Source organism: Butyrivibrio sp. VCB2006, from assembly GCF_000420945.1.
In the GTDB taxonomy this organism is placed as follows: Bacteria; Bacillota; Clostridia; order Lachnospirales; family Lachnospiraceae; genus Butyrivibrio.
Map to the genome: position 1 here is coordinate 1 of NZ_ATVX01000014.1, position 18835 is coordinate 18835.

The window sequence follows — 18835 nt, forward strand, 5'->3', positions numbered from 1 at the left end:
ACAAAGTAAAAAGGTGATCACTGTTTATGTGACCACCTTTTCGTTTGATGTTATTTTGTTTGTTTTGCCTGTCTACTTGACAGACCCCAGATCAAAATGATGATCTCGTATCCTCATTTTTATTTGAACTTAATTCTTTATGCAAATGGGTTCTCTGTAGGGTATGGAAGAGATGCAGGCTGGTTGTAACCAATAACCTCTGCTCCGGCATACTTAAATACTTCGTAAAGAGCCTTTCCGAAGTGACCAAATGCAACTGCTCCGTGGTGAGGGAAGTTATGCTGGATGAGAATGTGTCTGTAGAATCTTCCCATCTCAGGAATAGCGAATACACCGATACCACCGAAGGACTGTGTAGCAACAGGAAGAACTTCACCCTGTGCAACATAAGCCTTAAGATGATTGTCAGATGTGCTCTGAAGTCTGAAGAATGTGATATCACCAGGAATGATATCTCCCTCAAGTGTTCCCTGTGTAACTTCCTCAGGAAGGTTTCTAGCCATAATTCTCTGGAACTTCATCTCGCAGCTTGAAAGCTTGCTTGTGCATGTGTTTCCGCAGTGGAAGCCCATGAATGTATCTGTGTGCTTGTAGTCGAACTTGCCCTTAATGGACTGCTCGTACATATCAGCAGGAACAGAGTTGTTGATATCAAGAAGTGTAACAGCGTCATCAGATATGCATGTTCCGATGAACTCACTGATTGCACCGTATATATCTACTTCGCAAGATACAGGAATTCCTCTTCCTGTAAGTCTTGAGTTAACATAGCAAGGAACGAATCCGAACTGTGTCTGGAATGCAGGCCAGCACTTACCAGCGATAGCAACATACTTCTTGCCACCTCTGTGTCCCTCGATCCAGTCAAGAAGTGTAAGCTCGTACTGAGCAAGCTTCTCAAGGATTTCAGGTTTCTTGTTACCAGCGCCAAGATCCTTCTCCATATCAGCCTTAATCTCTGCGATTCTAGGATCACCAGCATGCTTGTTGAATGACTCGAAAAGATCAAGCTCTGAGTTCTCTTCGATCTCAGCACCAAGGTTGTAGATCTGCTGGATAGGAGCGTTACAAGCAAGGAAGTTCATAGGACGAGGTCCGAATGAAATAACCTTAAGGTTAGCAAGTCCATCAAGAGCTCTTGCGATAGGAACGAACTCGTTGATCATCTTAGCGCACTCTTCAGCTGTTCCTACAGGATACTCAGGAATATAAGCCTTTACTCCGCGAAGGTGGAGGTTGTAGCTTGCGTTAAGCATACCGCAGTAAGCATCTCCTCTGCCATCGATAAGGTCGCCCTGTGACTCCTCAGCAGCTGCGCAGAACATTACAGGTCCATCGAACTTCTGAGCAAGAAGTGTCTCAGAAATTTCAGGTCCAAAGTTTCCAAGGTATACGCAAAGAGCGTTACATCCAGCCTTCTTAACATCCTCAAGAGCCTCAAGTGTCTGAGTCTCGCTCTCGATGATACATACAGGGCACTCATAAACGTCCTTGTCGTTGTAGTTCTTCTTATAAGCCTCAACTAAAGCTTTTCTTCTGTTGACAGCAAGTGATGCTGGGAAGCAGTCACGGCTTACTGCAACAAGTCCAATTTTAACTTCTGGAATGTTAATCATAAAAATCCCCTTTCTGCGCATGTGCGCATTAAAACTTTTCCTTATCCCAAGAGCTCTTTGCTCTCATCGATCTTTTTCTGAGTTTAGCCAAACTCATTTATCAAAAAAGTACAACTTATTACTTGTATTCTTTTTGACGTAAATAATTATCATCCATAGCCAGCCAAAATACAAGCAAGCAAAACGTAGAAAAATGGTCTGTAAAATTATTCAATTTGCTTGTAAGTTGTATTGATTGTTTAGCAAAACAAGTACATGTTTATTTTATCAAAGTGTAACATCAACAGATACGCACTTGTGACCTGTTAATTCCTCAGATCTAGCATCAGGCTGCTGAGTTCCTGCAAAGATAGTGAAGTTCTTGCCGAAGATATCTCTTACTCCATCTTCATTAACAGAAGTGAAAGCTCTTGCATCAAGTACAACCTTAACCTCAGCCTTGCTGCCTGCAGGTACATTTACTCTCTTGAAGCCGCAAAGACTTGGATGAAGAGTTGCAAACTCGCTGTCCTTATCCTTGATGTAAACCTGTACAACTTCGTCGGTATCAACCTTTCCTTCATTGACAACAGTCACTGTAAGCTCAGCGCCCTTAAGCTTCTTGTCATCTCCATAAACAAGAGTAAACTCAGGATTCTCTGCTACATGGCAGTCACCGTATGTAAGTCCGTATCCAAATGGATAAAGAGGTGTTCCGGTAAAGTACTTGTAAGTCCTGTTCTTCATTGAATAGTCCTTGAAGTCAGGAAGATCATCAGCTGACTTGTAGAAGGTTACAGGGAGCTTTCCTGAAGGCGATACATCACCAAAGAGGATATCTGCCACATCAGCACCACCTCTAGCTCCAGGATAGAATGCCTGAAGAACAGCATTTGCCTCGTCCTGAGCCTTGGAAAGATCTATAGCACTTCCGGCCATATCAATAACAATAGTAGGCTTCTTGCAATCAAGTACAGCATTGAGGAGCTGTCTCTGAGAAAGAGGAAGATTAAGATTGATCTTATCTCCTGACGCAAACTGGTTACCTGCATCACCCTCTTCACCCTCAAGGTTCTCATCAAGACCAACTACTACAACCACTACATCAGAATGATCAGCAACAGCCTGAGCCTCTGAAAGTCTGTCAGGAAGGTTAGGATCAGCAAGGTTACTGATGTTATTCTTGAAGATATCGCAGCCCTCTGAATAGAGAACGCGTACGTCTTCACCAACCTTATCCTGAATTCCCTCAAGAACAGTTATGTATCTTGAAGCAGTTCCATGGTAATTACCGATAAGTGAAAGTCTTGAGTTGGCATTTGGTCCAACTACACCGATTGTCTTAATTTTGTCTTTGTTAAGAGGAAGAAGTCCATCGTTCTTGAGAAGAACTACTGACTCTCTTGCAGCTCTCTTAGCAACAGCAAGGTGCTCCTTGCATTCAACCTTCTCATAAGGAATCTCGTCAAACTCAGTCTTGTCAAACATTCCAAGAAGATATCTTGTAGTAAAGAGTCTTACACAAGACTCTGTAAGAAGTTTCTCATCAATAAGTCCCGCTCTGACACCGTTCATAATAGACTGATATGTACATCCACAGTTAAGATCGCATCCCATCTCAAGAGCAAGCTTAGCTGACTCCTCAGGACTTGATGTAACCTTGTGATTCTCATGGAAATCCTTGATAGCCCAGCAGTCAGAAACAAAATGTCCCTTAAAGCCCCACTTGCCGCGAAGTGTATCAACCATAAGTGGCTTGTTAGCACAGCATGGTTCGCCGTTTGTTCTGTTGTAAGCACCCATAACAGCCTCAACATCTGCCTCTGTTACAAGAGCCTCAAATGCAGGAAGATATGTTTCCTCAAGATCCTTCTTGGAAGCCTTGGCATCAAAGAAGTGTCTCTCTCCCTCAGGGCCTGAATGAACAGCAAAATGCTTGGCACAAGCTGCTGCCTTCATGTATTCGCCATCGCCCTGTACTCCCTTTACAAAAGGAACTGCCAGACGGCTTGTAAGGAATGGATCCTCACCATAGGTCTCATGTCCTCTTCCCCAACGTGGGTCACGGAAAATATTTACGTTAGGAGCCCAGAATGTCAGGCCCTTATAGATATCTCTGTCCTCTCTCTTGGCCTGCTCGTTGTATTTAGCACGGCCTTCCTCAGCGATTATCTCGCCCACTTCACCCATAAGCTCTTCGTCAAAGGCTGCAGCCAGACCAATTGCCTGTGGGAACATAGTAGCTGTGCCGGCTCTGGCAACACCGTGAAGTGCCTCATTCCACCAGTTGTAAGCAGGAATTCCCAGTCTGTCGATGGCAGGAGCATCATAACGAAGCTGAGATGCCTTCTCTTCTACAGTCATCTTGCCTACAAGCTCAATCGCACGCTTTTTTGCCTCTTCTCTGTTCATAATTCTTCCCTTCTGTTATCTAATACGCAAAATATGTATCAATATCATATTATTTCAACGTTATGCATCTAATATTTTCACATATGAGGGAATTCACTTCTTACCATATTTTGCCTTCATCATCTTAATACTTGCGAAAAAGGGCACAGCCCCCTATTGGAGCTGCGCCCTGCATAATTTCTTTATTTATTTCTCTTTAATTTTGATTATGGGAGCATATCAGCATCGCCGAAATACTCTGCCCACTTCTCTGTTCTCTCGTCGATGATAGCCTGTCCACCAGCTGAAAGGTAATCTGCAAGGAAGCTATCCCATGTTGACTCGAAGTCAGCCTCAGAAGCAACTACTGCGTTGTCATAGACCTGATCTCTCTTAGATGAAAGAGTATCACCAACACCTGCTTCTGCTGTTACTTCACCAACGTTAACGTTCTTTGGCTCAAGACCATCTGCCATAGCAATCTTGTTAGCCTGATCTACAAGTTCAGGATCTGCTTCAGCATAACCATATGCCAGGGAAAGAGCTGCGAGCTTCTCATCACCAAAGTATGTTCCGTTACATGTGATTGTGTAGTCGATGTTCTTACCAGAGTTCTGGATAGCATCGCCTGTAGCAGCAATGATCTGAATAGCACCGGAATCAAGGACTTCGTGTGTAACACCCTCATCACCAGCCTGGAGATACTTGATTGTCTCTGGCTTTGAAATGAAGTCAAGGTAAAGAAGTGATGCAAGAGGCTCTGTGTTTGTTGAAGGGAAGAAGAGCTTTCTGTCACCAGCTGAGCTGTAAAGCCACTTAGAATACTTGTTAGCTGAGTTCTGGAAGCAATCTACAGGAACAAACTTAGCATCTTCGCCAACGTTTCTCTTAAGGTTAGCGTTGATTGAATCTTCACCGTTTCTGAATACATAATCCCAGTTGTGCTGGAATGCACCAACATAACCAGCCTTGATCATGTCGTCTTCTGTTGTGTCTCCGCTTCCATAAAGAGCGAAATCTTTCCACATAAGACCATCGTTGTACCACTTGTTAAGAAGCTTTACAGCATCCTTAGTTGAAGCCTGTGTAACCATTCTGTCATCGAATCCGTTGATGTAATACTCTTTGTCAGAGATGTTAGGATCCATGAAAGATGTGATAATGTTAGAAGCTCTCCAACCGATATCATAGCTTGTTGAGAAAGGAACCATCTTAGATGCATCTGATCCAAGAAGTGTGTCAGCATTGTCTCTGAATGCTACAAGCATATCTTCGAATTCCTGAGTTGTTGTAGGAGCTGCAAGTCCCAGCTTATCAAGCCAGTCCTGACGAACGAATGTAACAATTCTCTGCTGCTCTGCTCTCTTTCCTTCAAGAGCCCATACTGTTCCGGTCTTAGGATCCTTGTCCCAAAGCATGTTTGTCTCGCCGAGCCATCCCCAAAGGTTTGGAAGCTCTGCCTTGTAAGTCTCGATCATCTCGCTTAGGTCGATTACACCACCCATCTGAGCGTATGTAAGAACTGTAGGATATGAATATGTTACGCAGATATCAGGAGCCTCTCCTGCTGCAAGAAGGTTGTTAATATCATCAACCTCTGTCCATCTTGGAACCTTCTTGAAGGTAACTTCTACGTTGTGCTCCTCAAGCATTCCCTTCTTGATGTACTCTGTGTAGATGTTGTTCTCAGGATCTGATCCGCCATCATTTCCTCTGTCGTAGATTTCTACTGTGATCTTTCTTGTGTCAGCGAACTTACCATCTGTAAGCTCAGACGCTACTTCTGGTTCAGCAGCTGTCTCTGCAGGTGCTGCCTCTGTCTGTGTCTCCTGTGCAGGAGTATCACTTGATGCAGGCTGAGTCTCAGCGCCCCCGTTTGATGATCCGCAGGCTACTATTGAAAGAGCCATTGCAGATGCAAGAAACATGGATAATACCTTTTTCTTCATAACTATACCTCCGTTTTATAAATAATTATCCCACTACTGGGTTGGTACCATATATATCATCTCCCACAATACCTGCATCGTCTCTCATAGTTCTATACATTCCGATAAGCCAAAACAATGGTTTTGTCTTATCTCCATAGAACTAAAATCGTTCCTTATGCATGTACTTGTGGTCGATTCCTTCTCTTATCACCACACTATTAGTCGGTTAGTGATTCAGAATCACTCTTTGACCGCTCCGAGAGTTACTCCGTGGATGAAGTACTTCTGAAGGAACGGATAGATGCACAGGATCGGCACTGTTGAGAACATAACGATCGCTGCCTTAAGGGAAGCTGAAAGTCCCGGAGCAGAGAAGCCTTCCTGTGTAGCTACTTCTACCTGGTTAATGTTATTAATGATGTTGTACAAAAGAAGCTGCAGTGTATAGAACTTATCATCTCTCATGTACATCAGGGCATCTGAATATCCATTCCATCTGCCTACCGCATAGAAAAGAGCCAGAGTTGCCATAACAGGCTTGGATAGCGGCAGATAGATAAGAACCAGTATCTTAAAGAATGTAGCACCGTCAATCTCAGCAGATTCCCTCAAACTATCAGGAATGCCATAGAAAAAGCTTCTCATGATGATCATGTTGTAAACACTCATTACACCCGGAATGATAAGTACCAGCGGGTTACTGAGAAGATGAAGCCTTTGCATCAGCAAATAGTTTGGTATGGTTCCTGCGTTGAAGAACATTGTAATTGTGATAAACACGTTTATTGCATGTCTTCCCTTGAGGTTCTCAAATATAAGAGGGAATGCGCAAAGTGTTGTCATTGTAAGAGACAGGATTGTGCAAACCGCTGTCAGAAATACTGTCCACACAAAAGCTCTTATATACTTAGGATCCTTAAGTACTGTTGTATAAGCATTAAAGTTAAGACCCTTTGGAAGGATATAAACCTGGTTTCTTACAAGATAATCTGTTCCACTAAGTGACTTGGCAAGCAGGTTTAACATTGGGATAATACACATTGCGCTTACAATCAGACATACGATTACAAACACAACATCCCAGGCTTTATCAGCATTAGATTTGATTTTCATAGCGTTTCTTCCCCCTTACCATATTCCTCTCTCGCCAAGCTTGCGGGAGATAAAGTTAGCCATCAGCAGGAAGAATACACCAACTACCGACTGGAAAAGGCCTACAGCAGTTGTCAAAGAGAACTGCAAGCCCTTAATACCTACTCGATATACGAATGTTGCGATAACGTCTGCAACTCTCATTACCAGGTTGTTCTGGAAAGCGAATGGTCTGTCGAATCCGCCGCCAAGAATATTACCAAGGCTCATGATAAGAAGTACTACGATGGTAGGCTTGATTCCCGGAAGTGTAATATGCCATATCTTACGGAATCTTCCGGCGCCGTCTACTGCAGCAGCTTCATATAACTCAGGGTTAATACCTGCTATGGCTGCCAGGTAGATGATTGATCCCCATCCAAAGTTCTGCCAGATACCAAAGCCAATATAGCTTCCAATCCAATGAGCTTCGTCATTCAAAAATGGTATTGCCTCTGCGCCCAGGTCCTTGATTACCATATTTACCAGACCATCGTTTGGAGCAAGAAGCTGAAGTGCCAAGCTGTAAATGATGACCCATGAAAGGAAATGTGGCATATAAGCTATGGTCTGAACAACCTTCTTGAAACGTACAAAGCAAAGTTCATTAAGAATAAGTGCGAAAATAATCGGTGCAGGGAATCCAAAGACAAGATCCAAGAGATTTAGTGTCAATGTATTCCTCAGTGCATACTTAAAGTCATTATTCTTAAATGCCTGAATGAAATACTCAAAGCCATGGTTCTTGGCAAGTGGGAGCTCCCACACGCTCTTTACCAGACTGTACTTTTTAAATGCGATCTGTACATAGATCATTGGTGCATACTTAAAGATAAGTAAGTAGGTCAAAGGCAGAAACAACATGGCATACAACTGCCAATATCTTTTCATGTAAACGCCAAAGCTGCCCTTTGACTTTTTCCCCGAATTCTTAGCCATCTTTTCCTCCTAAACTAATCTTCCTGCAGGTAGCTCTCCACTGGTCCTAAGTAGGACTGGGGAAGTCTAACTCCGCTCCTTACAAGTATTACTCTTTCCAAAATTATCCCTGGGCTCATCCCGTAGAACTTAAGTATATTTACGCCCTTTTTGCAGAGCACCTTATCCTCAACCTTTTTAACACTATCCTTTGCTTCCTGCTCCCACTGCGGGCTCTGGAAGAATGGTATCTCAGGCCTTCTAACGGTGTTAATAATCTGAATATCCTCTTCATTAACTGAATATCCAAGGTATTGCTCTGTCCTAAAGGTAACCGGCGTTGTTGGCGCAAGCATAAAGCTTATGTAGTACTCGCCATCCTCACCGGCGTAAAAATGATACTCAACATAGGGTCTTTTTTCTGTCCTATAAAAATCCTTGATCACAGGAAATACCTTAATGGCACTTCCGCTTCTGCCATAGGGTTTAAGCACCTTAAATCCGGAATCAGCCTCATCAACTACTTTTGCAAAGTGCTCTGCTTCCATGCAGACATAGCCATCGCTTTCAACGAAAGTTCCCTGGGAACATATCTTTGCATAAGGCGCTGCTTCTACCGTAATCTCTGCTTTGCTGTATCCGATGCACTCTACAGAGAACTTTCCGACAGCCTTTCCGGTCAAAAGAGCTTTATCTGCAATAAGACTTATCCTCTCACTGACCTTGACCTCACCTTCCGCTTTACTGAAGCTAAGCCACTTACAATCAGTTTCTATTCTGAACTTATAGGGCTTATCACTTCCGTTTATAAGATCGAACTCAATAACATTCACATCCGGCCTTAAGCATTCACACCAGGTCTGAGGCCTGTCACACCAAAAAAGACCTGTCATATAATGCTCATCATCTTTTCTGGCTACAAGCATTCTCGGTTCATTGGCACCATACACAAGATGCCTAACCGGATACTTGTTATCTTCATCATTCCAATTCACAAAACCTATGTGTTCTGATCTTCCGAAACCTTTGTAATAGCCGTTATCTACAGCTTCATACTCATCAATGAGTCTTTCATCTTCTACAACACATTCATCAACAGCTTTGGCAAGTTCATTGGCTTCTATGCGGTTTTGCCTTGCGTAAAGCTCATTTCTTCCCGCCAATATCCACATCTTCATGAGATTTGCCGTGCCGCAGGCGGGATAATACAAAAGAGATATAAAGGCCGATAAATCTTTTTCCTCTATTCGCTTTCTAAGTCCCAAGGCTTCCTTAAGAATTTCCTCAGAAACCTCCAAAATCCTGTCGGCTTCTCCAAAATGCAGCGGATGATAAACATTGGCATTCATTATTTCATGACGTCTTTTTTCAAGAAGCTCTGTATAATCCCAGATAATCTTCTTGGCTTTGTTGCGCCCCGAAAGGGGGAACATTCCGCCAAACTGTCTCTCCGCCCACATATCCACATAATCCTGTGTAACAGAGCATTCCATTCCGCCCCATCTGTCAATATCGTAGGCGAGATCCAGGAAAAATGATAATCCCAGCTCCTGAGTTCCTACATCTCCGACATTTACAACCCATATCTGCCTTACGCCGTATTCGTAGGCTGTGGTCATCTGTTCCCAGACTCTCGGAAGATAGGCTCCTCCGATCCACTGATAGGAGTAGGGCCCTCCATGCATATCCATGTGGTAGTACATGCCGAAGCCGCCCTTGTGGTCTCTCATTTTTTCACTGGGAAGAGTTCTGGTATAACCACAGTTGTTATCACTTAGCATCAGCGTAACGCCGTCCAGCTCCGGATCTCCCATGAGACCTTTTGTATTGTCATCTCCGTAAAAGAATTCCTCGACTTCCGTGAAAAGAACCATCTGTCTCGGAACCTTTTCGATGTCCTTATCTATAATCTCTTTTATCAGAGAATTCTGTGTTTTAAGAACATCCCTAAGTAAATCTATATTTTCTTTAAGACCTACCTCATTTCCTAATAATCTGGAATCTCTCTCCCCTCTCATTCCTAGGGTTATCACATTTTCAAAGGGCTTATTCCTTACAAGTCCGTCTCGCCAGAATCTTGTAATACCATCTCTGTTGGATAAAAAGCTCCAATCATCGCCATAAATGGAATCCTTACCTCGAAGAAGACTGTATTCCTCTCCACTTCTCATGCAGGGCTCGTGGTGGGATGTACTCATAACAACACCATACTCATCCGCAAGCCTCGCGCTTTCAAGCCCTGGTCCATCCATGCTGAAATTGGATCTCCACATGGCTGGCCACAGGTAGTTTCCCTTTAGCCTCAAAAGCAATTCAAAAATTTTCTCATAGCACTTGGCATTTATTCCTCCAAAGTGCTCTGTGGCCCAGTTTCCGAAGGCAGGCCATTCATCATTTATAAAGAATCCTCTGTATTTAACAGAAGGCTCTTTTGACACCACATTTACTTCATCTGTAAGGACAACATTTTTCCTTTTATGAGGAAAGCAATGATTCCAGTTAACAAAAGGAGAAACTCCAAGAACCTCCGACAGATGGAACAGGCCGTAAATTGTGCCCCTCTTGTCACTACCTGCTATAACCAGAGCATGGTCGACGCCTTCAAAAGGATTATCAACAACCTGAAAGCTGTAGGTCTCCCACTTTCCTCTGATATCGCCTAGTCTGATAAGACCTCTTTTATCAAGTTCTTCTAAATAGTCGCTTCTATCCGCAGTTCCGAATATTATAAGGTTCTTGCACTTGCTGCCCCTTGCATATTCTCCTGCTCTAAAGCCGGTTACCAGATACACATCCTCTCTGACCAGCTCAGCTACTTTGTTAACACCTGGAAAAGACTTGGCTTCATAAGTAAACATTATTCTGTTATCAAAGCTTACCTTCGCCACTTTACGTCCCCCAAACGTCAGAATATTAATCTCTCCTATACAAAACACTATAAAGTATAGGATTTCTATCTAAATACACAAAAAGATAGAATTTTTTTGCATTTTCCGATATAATGTTGCACAATAAGATATGCATTCTCGAAATTTTCTTTATAAATTTTGCACATTGTGGAGAGATGTATGAAAAAAGATCTGAATTGTCCCTATAGTCTTATAGACAGGGAATATATCTGCGAGCACAAAACAGCCAGGGTAACGCCTACTGACATCAAAACCGTTCACAACCATGATGGCTATGAAATAGTTCTTTTCCTCAGAGGGGATGTAAATATCATGATCGAACCTGATATTTACAAAATGAAACGAGGAGACATGTTTTTTACAAGTCCGCTTGTGTTCCACGGTCTGGATCTTGAAGATATAAGCAGCTATGAGCGAATTGTTATAAACATACAGTTTGAATATCTTAGAGAACTGGGGGATGAGGAAACAGACTTTTCTTCACTTTTCAGAAGTGAAGAATCTCCAAACATGAATCATCTGGTAATTCCTGAAGAAGCTCTTCCTGATTTTATCGACATGGCAGAGCGTCTCCACGAATGCATGGACAGCACTACCTTTGGGCACGCTGCTCTTGCCAAGGCTCTCCTTGTTGAATTCATGCTCAAAGCCCTTGAATACTCCGGAGGCAGTGCCGCTCAGAAAAAGAACAGTCTTGTTCCGCAGGTTGTATCCAGGATATTTGAGTATATAGACGACAATATAGACGAAGATATCACAATTAACAGCATGGCAAATGATCTTCATTATAGCAGCGACCACCTTAGCCGGGTTTTCAGTGAAGCTACGGGAGATTCACTCAAGCACTACATCAATGCAAAAAAAATAGTTCTGGCACAAAGACTTCTTCTCCAGAACCATTCACCCTACGATGTCTGCTTTATGGTGGGCTACAACAACTACTCAAGCTTCTCAAGACGCTTTTCAAAGCAGATTGGCATGTCACCAAAACAGTTTCAGCTGTGCCACAGGGATGATGAACAAGAAAATAGTTCAAACAAAAAGACCAGGTAACCCTGGTCTTTAATATTATTGATATTTAGCTATTACTTCCCACAATGCAATCACATTATGGTTCTTCCAATCTTCATAGAAATGCTCATCCATTTCTTCCTTCATTGCAAGGAAGCCATCGGAAGGATTTGTTCCATAGGTACAGCTGTACAACTCATATACATCCTGATTCCTGGAATCAAGGAATTTGTATGTAAACATGGTCACATAACCTTCTGTAAGCCCCGGAAATCCTTTGTCCGCCTCTTCATGGGCTGTACCTGCAGACGAATCAGGCCATACCTGGCACCACATCTCCACAGTACGATTTGCAAGGCAATACTCAATTGGAACCCCATTGCTCTTGGCATATTCAAGAGCATTTAACTCAACAACTTTTTCCAGCTCCTGTAAATTAGGTAATGGTGTCATAGAACTCCATTTCCGCCACCATGATTCACCCATGTACTTGATGTCATTGAAATGGCTATTAAGCTGTTAATGGTCTCACTTAAAGTATACCACAAAATCGTACGAAACTTAATCAGTATATTGTACGTCCTTTTTCATCGGAAATACCGCTCTTGCGATAGAAATATGAGTTAACCTGATCGCGCCACTCCCTTGCATTGTATACCTGACGACCAAAGCGTTCGGAAACGCATGCATATGTTCTGTCAGAAACTTTTCCTTCAAATTCTTTCCAAGTCTCTGCAAGCTCCTCAGCTTCTGCGCATCCTTCAAAGTGACTGTCGTAGATGTACTGAATAAGGCTCTGTCCGCTTGCAAGCTTCCATGTGTACGGAATGTGATGGAAAAAGAGAAGCAGGTTTTCAGGACAGGTCTTGGGATCATTGTACATTTCAGCATTTGGTGAATAATACTGCTGAGCATATCCTGTACCCTTGTCAGTTCTGTCTACACCAAGTCCAAGGTGATCTGCTCTGTGGTAAGTTCCCCATCTTGAATACTCATATCCATCTACACTTGGGCCATAGTGATCAGAAGGAGTTACCATCCAGCCAATTCCAAGAGGACTGGTGTACTTCTCATAAATCTCTCTTGATCTAAGAAGCATATCCACAAGTTTATCCTCAAGGTCCTGCTCAAGGTCAAAGGTAAGTCTTACCCACTCCCTTGCTATTTCTTCTGAGCTAAGTTCTGTATTAAATGCAAGTCTTCCAAATCCGTAAAGATTAGCTGCTGCCAGATCGTTACCTGTCCAGTTATAATCATTTCCTGTATTAATAACTGCCGCCATTCCGGCATACTTATTGCCCATGGTTCTTCCGCTTATAACATCGGCAACTGTATCAAGGTCATCCCTGCAATAAGTCTTGAATCCAAGTATCTCCTTAAACATAGGAATCAGGTAGCAAACATCAATCTGATGTCCGGTGTATTCCTGGGCAATCTGAACCTCCAGCATCTGGTTAGTCTTGGTGAGACCTCCAAGAAGGGGAGAAATAGGCTCTCTGATCTGGAAATCCATGGGACCGTTCTTGATCTGAAGAATTACGTTGTCATGATACTCTCCATCCAGGCCCTTGAAATAGTCATATCCGGCTCTTGCTCTGTCTGTCTTGGTATCACGCCAGTCCTGAGTACAGTTGTAAACAAAGCATCTCCAGATAATAATTCCGCCGTACTGAGCAATTATATCCCCAAGCATATTTGCACCGTCTGCCTGAGTTCTTCCATAGGTAAATGGTCCCGGTCTTCCCTCAGAGTCTGCCTTTACAAGGAATCCTCCAAGGTCAGGAAGATGGTCATACACTTCTTTTATCTTATCTTTCCACCAATTAATAACATCCTTATCAAGAGGATCGCAGATAGGAAGTCCTCCCAATTCTATAGGTGATGCAAAGTTAAGAGAAAGATAGAGCTTTATTCCATAGTCCCCAAATATATCAGAAAGCTCTTTTACCTTGTCAAAAAATCTGGTGGTAATAAGGTCAGTTGCTGCCCACTTAACATTAACGTTGTTAATAACAACGCCGTTGATTCCTACACTTGCCATGAATCTTGCATAATCCACTGTTCTCTCATTAACTACTATCTCGTCGCCCACAAAGAAAAATGATCTTCCTGAATAGCCTCTCTCAATACTGCCATCCATATTATCCCAGTGATTCATCATTCTAAGCGGATTGGAAGGAGCACAGTCTGCACAGATATTCGGGTACTCTTTTCCCATAAGCTTTTCTCTTATGAGATGGAAAACACCATAAAGAGCGCCATTCTCATCAGATGCCTCTATAACATATTCCGGCGCATCGGATTTTGCAACGTTTTCATTACTTCCTCCGATAATATTTCCGATTCTATAGCCCTCTTTGGCCACTTCTTTGTTCCTTACAAGTGTAACCTTAACTTTATCGTTATCACCGCAAAATGCTCTGTTCAGCTCTTTAACAGCACTTTCAATAACGCGGTTATCAACATCGAAATCCTTTATATCAACATTTACATTCCCCATTCGAATTCCGTTTACTGAATCCTTACCGGCCTTTGAAGCATAATCAAGCCACAACTGTGACCATCCCTTCTCTGACATAAATTACCCTCTCTTTTATAAAAAATTCTGCTAAATTTATATTCTCGCAAAAACCTTACGGCTATGCTAATATATTTACACATTATTACGCAATGTTTTTTGGAGCACGAGATGATTCACGATATTAATGCACAATCAAGAGAACACATCTTTTATGATACCTTAAAAGGCGTTCTTCTCTATCATAACGACCTGGCCAATTACCCTCTCCACTGGCACAATGAAGTGGAGCTTATTTTGGTGCTGTCAGGGTCCCTTAAGGTTAAGTTCCATAACGACTCATCCGCTGTTGTGAATTGTATGCCTGGCGATATCATGATGATTGCTCCCGGTACTCTTCATGAGTATATTTCAAATGCTCCCGGCGGCGAGAAGCTTATTCTTTTATTTGATCTTGCCACCTATTCACAGGTATCTTCCCTGGTTCCGCTTATCAAGACTCTTCCGCCCTATACTCATATCAGCCAGAATCTTTATCCGGTGGAAGTTGCCCGCCTCCAGAACTACTTCTGGGAGATTGACAGACTCTACGGTCAGCAGGATGAGTTCCTTCAGATTTCAGTATATTCTCTGGTGTCCCTGATCCTTGCCCAAATCGGCAGCATGCATCTTAATAATGCAGTTCCCGGAAGGGATACCTCAGATTCACCACGCAAGAACATTGATAAGCTGGTAGAAGTCACCAACTATATCGACTCTCACAGATCCGACGATCTTACTGTTGAGCAGCTAGCTGATCTTGCAGGTTTTTCCAAATTCCATTTCGAAAGACTTTTTAAGTCTTATATGGGAATCTCCTGCTACCAGTACATTACAAAGCGCCGCGTTCTGATGGCTCAGGAGCTTTTAGGTGATACCGATCTGTCTGTTATGGATATTGCGCTTCAATCAGGTTTCTTTAGTTTGTCCACCTTTAATCGCGTATTCAAGGACATCAACAAATGCTCACCTACTGAATATCGTAAGCTCTACAGGACCGGAGCTGACTCCAGCCCTGATAAAGCTAAATAATTAGTCAAATCTGAAATATTTGAAATCAAAGTCACTTCCCGGTAGGAACACAAAGGTAATATCCCATTTGCCTTTCCTTCTTTCTATCTCGAAAGTGACTTCTTTATATTCTGAAGACTGTGGGAATTCCAGTATTTCTTTTATCTCTGTTCCAACTGCATCAAGGTTCTGTATTTCTCCTGTATCAGATTCCTGACCATTTTCATTCTCTGAAACTTTTACCATACGAAGATGCACAGTGTTGGCGGCATTTCTGGTTCTTCCACAGATAGATACGCTACCCGCTCCCTTTTCTCCAAAATCTATTCTATCAAATTCCAAAGTGACATTATTTCCGATGCCTTCTACAGCGTCCACCGCTTTGGTGAAGGTATCGCCATAAATTGAATCTGCATCCAAGGCTCTCAGATCAGTAAAGGCACGAAGCTGTCTGGTAAAAGAGAAACCTTTTATATGGAACTTCTGGAAAACCTTAAGGCTTATGGTCTGAACCCCCGTCAGCCTCTCGCTTAATTTCCAAGTAGCTTCCTGATATACATTCCAAATGGATTTCTTTTGGTATACTGCACGTTTGAGGAGTCTTGCACCATCCTCACCAGGAATTCCTTTCCAAATCTCGATATCATAGGCATCATCATTAAGCGTAAATATAGGTACTGTGATTTCATCTGAGCCCTCTATTCCAAAATCAATTCCGCCATAGGTAATAACCGTCTCTTCTCCTCTGGCAGAAGCAACACCATGTTCATTACCGTTACCAACAACTCCGATGTAGGAAGTATAAAGACTTCCAGGAATAAATCCGTAGGGATCAAGGAATGCAGCTCCAAGTCCTGATATTTCAAAATCAATACAAGACATGACTGCAGCAACATCTCTTCCATTGTAGGCTTCGCATCTTAAGGTAAAAGAACCATCTCCAATCCCCGTAACAACGCAGGTATTTCCATTTGCTTCCAGTTTAGCCACATTGGTCGGAGTTCCGTTTTTGTTAAGAGCCTTGAACACAAGGGTCTTATCTGTTGCATCCTCCGGGTAAATTCTGGCTGTAACAACTGCCGACTTCTTGTCGGAGTTTAAAGACCTGCTGCCTTCAGATACTACAAGCTCAACCTTCCTGACAGGAACAAAATCTGCCTTAGTAACATCAATTATTACTTCTGACGGATTCCCCTCAGGCTGTACGATAACAAGAAGCTTACCGTTAAACAGCTTTCTGCAATCCGACTGATAGCTGTCATAGTCTGTACTGTCGCCATTATCCAGTCCCATGAGTGTTCCGCCTGACACATGTACATTTACGTAGTCGGAAGCATTTTCAACAGGATTTCCATACTTATCAATAGCACTAATCTCGGCAAACACAAGATTATCTCGGTCATCGGTATACTCATCCAATCGATGATCTATGCTAATGACAAACTTGTCAGTATCCCCAAAGGATTTATGGGTCTCTCTGGCAATTTCTTTACCACTATCACCATAAGCGACTGCGGTTATTTCTCCCTTTTCATATGCTACCTGATAGTCGGCGAAAATCTTATTACCGCTATGAGGTGCATGAGTAAGGTTTTGCTTACCAAGACTCTTTCCGTTTACAAACAGCTCAACCACCGGAGCATTGCTGCAAACCCTTATATCTATTGTCTGTCCCTCATTGAAATCCCAGTAAGGGAAAACGTGAACAAATGGGTCTTGTTCCACACTCACCCACGCAGACTTCCAGGCATAGAATGCATCCTTATAAAATCCGGCTGTATCAATTAGTCCAAAGTATGAGTTCTTGGTCTGATAGGGAGTTGGTTCTCCAATATAATCATAGCCCGTCCAAATAAATTGGCCCATGGAGAACTCCATATCTCTGTCCTTGCAGATACAATTCTCAATACTATCAGCGCCCCAGCTTGTTGTACTGTTTCCCAGAGATGAACACTGCTCATCCGAATCTGAAAGAGTAGGCACAGAAAGAGGAAAATGATAAACGCCTCTGCTCTGAACAATGGAATATGTCTCACTTCCATAAATGATCCAGTCGGGATGCTCTTTATGATGCTTCTCGTAATAATTCTCAGCGTAGTTGTATCCGGCAACCTTTAGGATGTCTGCGCACTTCTGGGCCATTTCCCATGGCATATAGTTAGAGCCAATTGTCGCTCTTGCGTTCTTATGAGGATCGTGTTGCTCAACAAGACTCTTTAAATCTCTTGTTACTTCCTGACCTCTTTCACTTGCATGTGTGTCATAGATTTCATTACCTATGCTCCACATGATTACCGAAGGATGATTTCGATCTCTTCTAACCCAGCTTGCCACATCCTTCTCATGCCACTTTGGGAAAAATCTTGCATAGTCAAACTCTGTCTTGGCACCTTCCCACATGTCAAAAGCCTCTGATATAAGGAGAAATCCCATCTCATCAGCAAGCTCCAGCACCTGGGGATCATACATATTGTGAGTCATTCTGATGGCATTGACTCCCATCTCTTTGAGCTGAATGAGCCTTCTTCTCATAGCAGACTTATTAAAGGCCGAGCCTAGAGCTCCCAGATCATGGTGCAGACACACTCCGTTAAGCTTCATGTTTCTGCCATTAAGGAAAAATCCCTTGTCAGGATCCATCTTCACATTCCTAAAGCCCACACTAATTTCTTCAGTCTGAATAGGTTCTCCATCCATATCTTTATCCAAGAAGAGATTTACTTGCAGTTTATAAAGGTTAGTGGAAGTTACATCCCATTCTTTTACATCTCTGGCAATATCACCCTCAAGTGAAATCTCCTTGCCACAAGAATCATAAAGCCTATAAGAGACCTTGGTGTTAGCTTTATCCGGGCCGCAAATTTCTGTACTTATACTCAATTTGTAACCGGAACCATCTTCAAGTTTGTCTGAGTGAACATATACTCCATTCTCAGGAATATAAGTTTTCTCAGAATCGCAGATCCAGACATTTCTATATATTCCTGCTCCGGAATACCATCTGGTATTGGGGAATTTGCATCTTGCAGCAACCACTATCTCATTGGTACCTGCCTTTACAAATTCACTTATTCTCAATATGAACTGTGAATATCCATACTTCCATTCACCAGCCTGTCTGCCATTAATATAGACAACGCTGTCCATATAGATACCGTCAAAAATGATAAACAGCTCTTTATTAAGGTCAGCATCAGAGCACTCAAAGCTTCTCATATACCATCCGATGCTGTCCCTGTAAAGATTTTCGGTATCAGTGATCATATAGTCATGAGGAATAATCACATCTTTAAAATTCGCGACATTACTCTTTGCTTCCTCAAAACCAACTCCGTATCCAGATTCCCAAAATTTCCATCCATCTACAAAAAGTCTTTTCAT

The 18835-nt window shown here is 42.6% G+C and carries 11 protein-coding genes; 2 read left to right on the top strand and 9 right to left on the bottom strand.

Going from position 1 to position 18835, the window contains the following annotated elements; translation table 11 throughout:
* Positions 1-137: 137 nt before the first annotated feature.
* From G613_RS0113025 to G613_RS0113055, 6 genes are all read right to left on the bottom strand, one after another.
* Positions 138-1616 (bottom strand): L-fucose/L-arabinose isomerase family protein, encoded by a 1479-nt coding sequence (locus G613_RS0113025; RefSeq protein ID WP_029233033.1) that lies wholly within the window; start codon positions 1614-1616, stop codon positions 138-140.
* A 267-nt stretch (positions 1617-1883) separates the two neighbouring features.
* Positions 1884-4007, bottom strand: coding sequence for a glycoside hydrolase family 3 C-terminal domain-containing protein (locus G613_RS0113030; protein WP_029233034.1), 2124 nt, complete (start codon positions 4005-4007; stop codon positions 1884-1886).
* A gap of 206 nt (positions 4008-4213) precedes the next feature.
* A complete protein-coding gene (locus tag G613_RS0113035) occupies positions 4214-5935 on the bottom strand; it encodes an extracellular solute-binding protein (protein ID WP_029233035.1) in 1722 nt (573 codons plus the stop codon).
* A 222-nt stretch (positions 5936-6157) separates the two neighbouring features.
* On the bottom strand, positions 6158-7030 hold the full coding sequence (locus G613_RS0113045; RefSeq protein WP_029233036.1) for a carbohydrate ABC transporter permease: 873 nt from the start codon (positions 7028-7030) through the stop codon (positions 6158-6160).
* 15 nt (positions 7031-7045) lie between these two features.
* Positions 7046-7987: an ABC transporter permease gene (locus G613_RS0113050; protein WP_029233037.1), complete on the bottom strand. Its 942-nt coding sequence runs from the start codon at positions 7985-7987 to the stop codon at positions 7046-7048.
* 14 nt (positions 7988-8001) lie between these two features.
* Complete coding sequence (locus tag G613_RS0113055) at positions 8002-10854, bottom strand: glycosyl hydrolase 115 family protein (RefSeq protein ID WP_029233038.1); 2853 nt, start codon at positions 10852-10854, stop codon at positions 8002-8004.
* Positions 10855-11034: 180 nt separating this feature from the next.
* Between G613_RS0113055 and G613_RS0113060 the strand changes: the two genes are divergently transcribed.
* Positions 11035-11928 (top strand): helix-turn-helix transcriptional regulator, encoded by an 894-nt coding sequence (locus tag G613_RS0113060; RefSeq protein ID WP_029233039.1) that lies wholly within the window; start codon positions 11035-11037, stop codon positions 11926-11928.
* A gap of 15 nt (positions 11929-11943) precedes the next feature.
* Here the strand turns inward: G613_RS0113060 and G613_RS0113065 are convergent, their stop codons facing one another.
* Entirely contained in the window at positions 11944-12339 is a 396-nt protein-coding gene (locus G613_RS0113065) for a hypothetical protein (protein ID WP_029233040.1), read from the bottom strand.
* 112 nt (positions 12340-12451) lie between these two features.
* Positions 12452-14464, bottom strand: a complete 2013-nt coding sequence (locus G613_RS0113070) for an alpha-glucuronidase (RefSeq protein ID WP_029233041.1) — start codon at positions 14462-14464, stop codon at positions 12452-12454.
* A 111-nt stretch (positions 14465-14575) separates the two neighbouring features.
* Between G613_RS0113070 and G613_RS18775 the strand changes: the two genes are divergently transcribed.
* A complete protein-coding gene (locus tag G613_RS18775) occupies positions 14576-15475 on the top strand; it encodes an AraC family transcriptional regulator (protein WP_029233042.1) in 900 nt (299 codons plus the stop codon).
* On the opposite strand, the gene G613_RS0113080 is transcribed toward G613_RS18775, so the two are convergent.
* Complete coding sequence (locus G613_RS0113080; RefSeq protein ID WP_029233043.1) at positions 15476-18835, bottom strand: glycoside hydrolase family 2 TIM barrel-domain containing protein; 3360 nt, start codon at positions 18833-18835, stop codon at positions 15476-15478. It abuts the gene before it with no gap.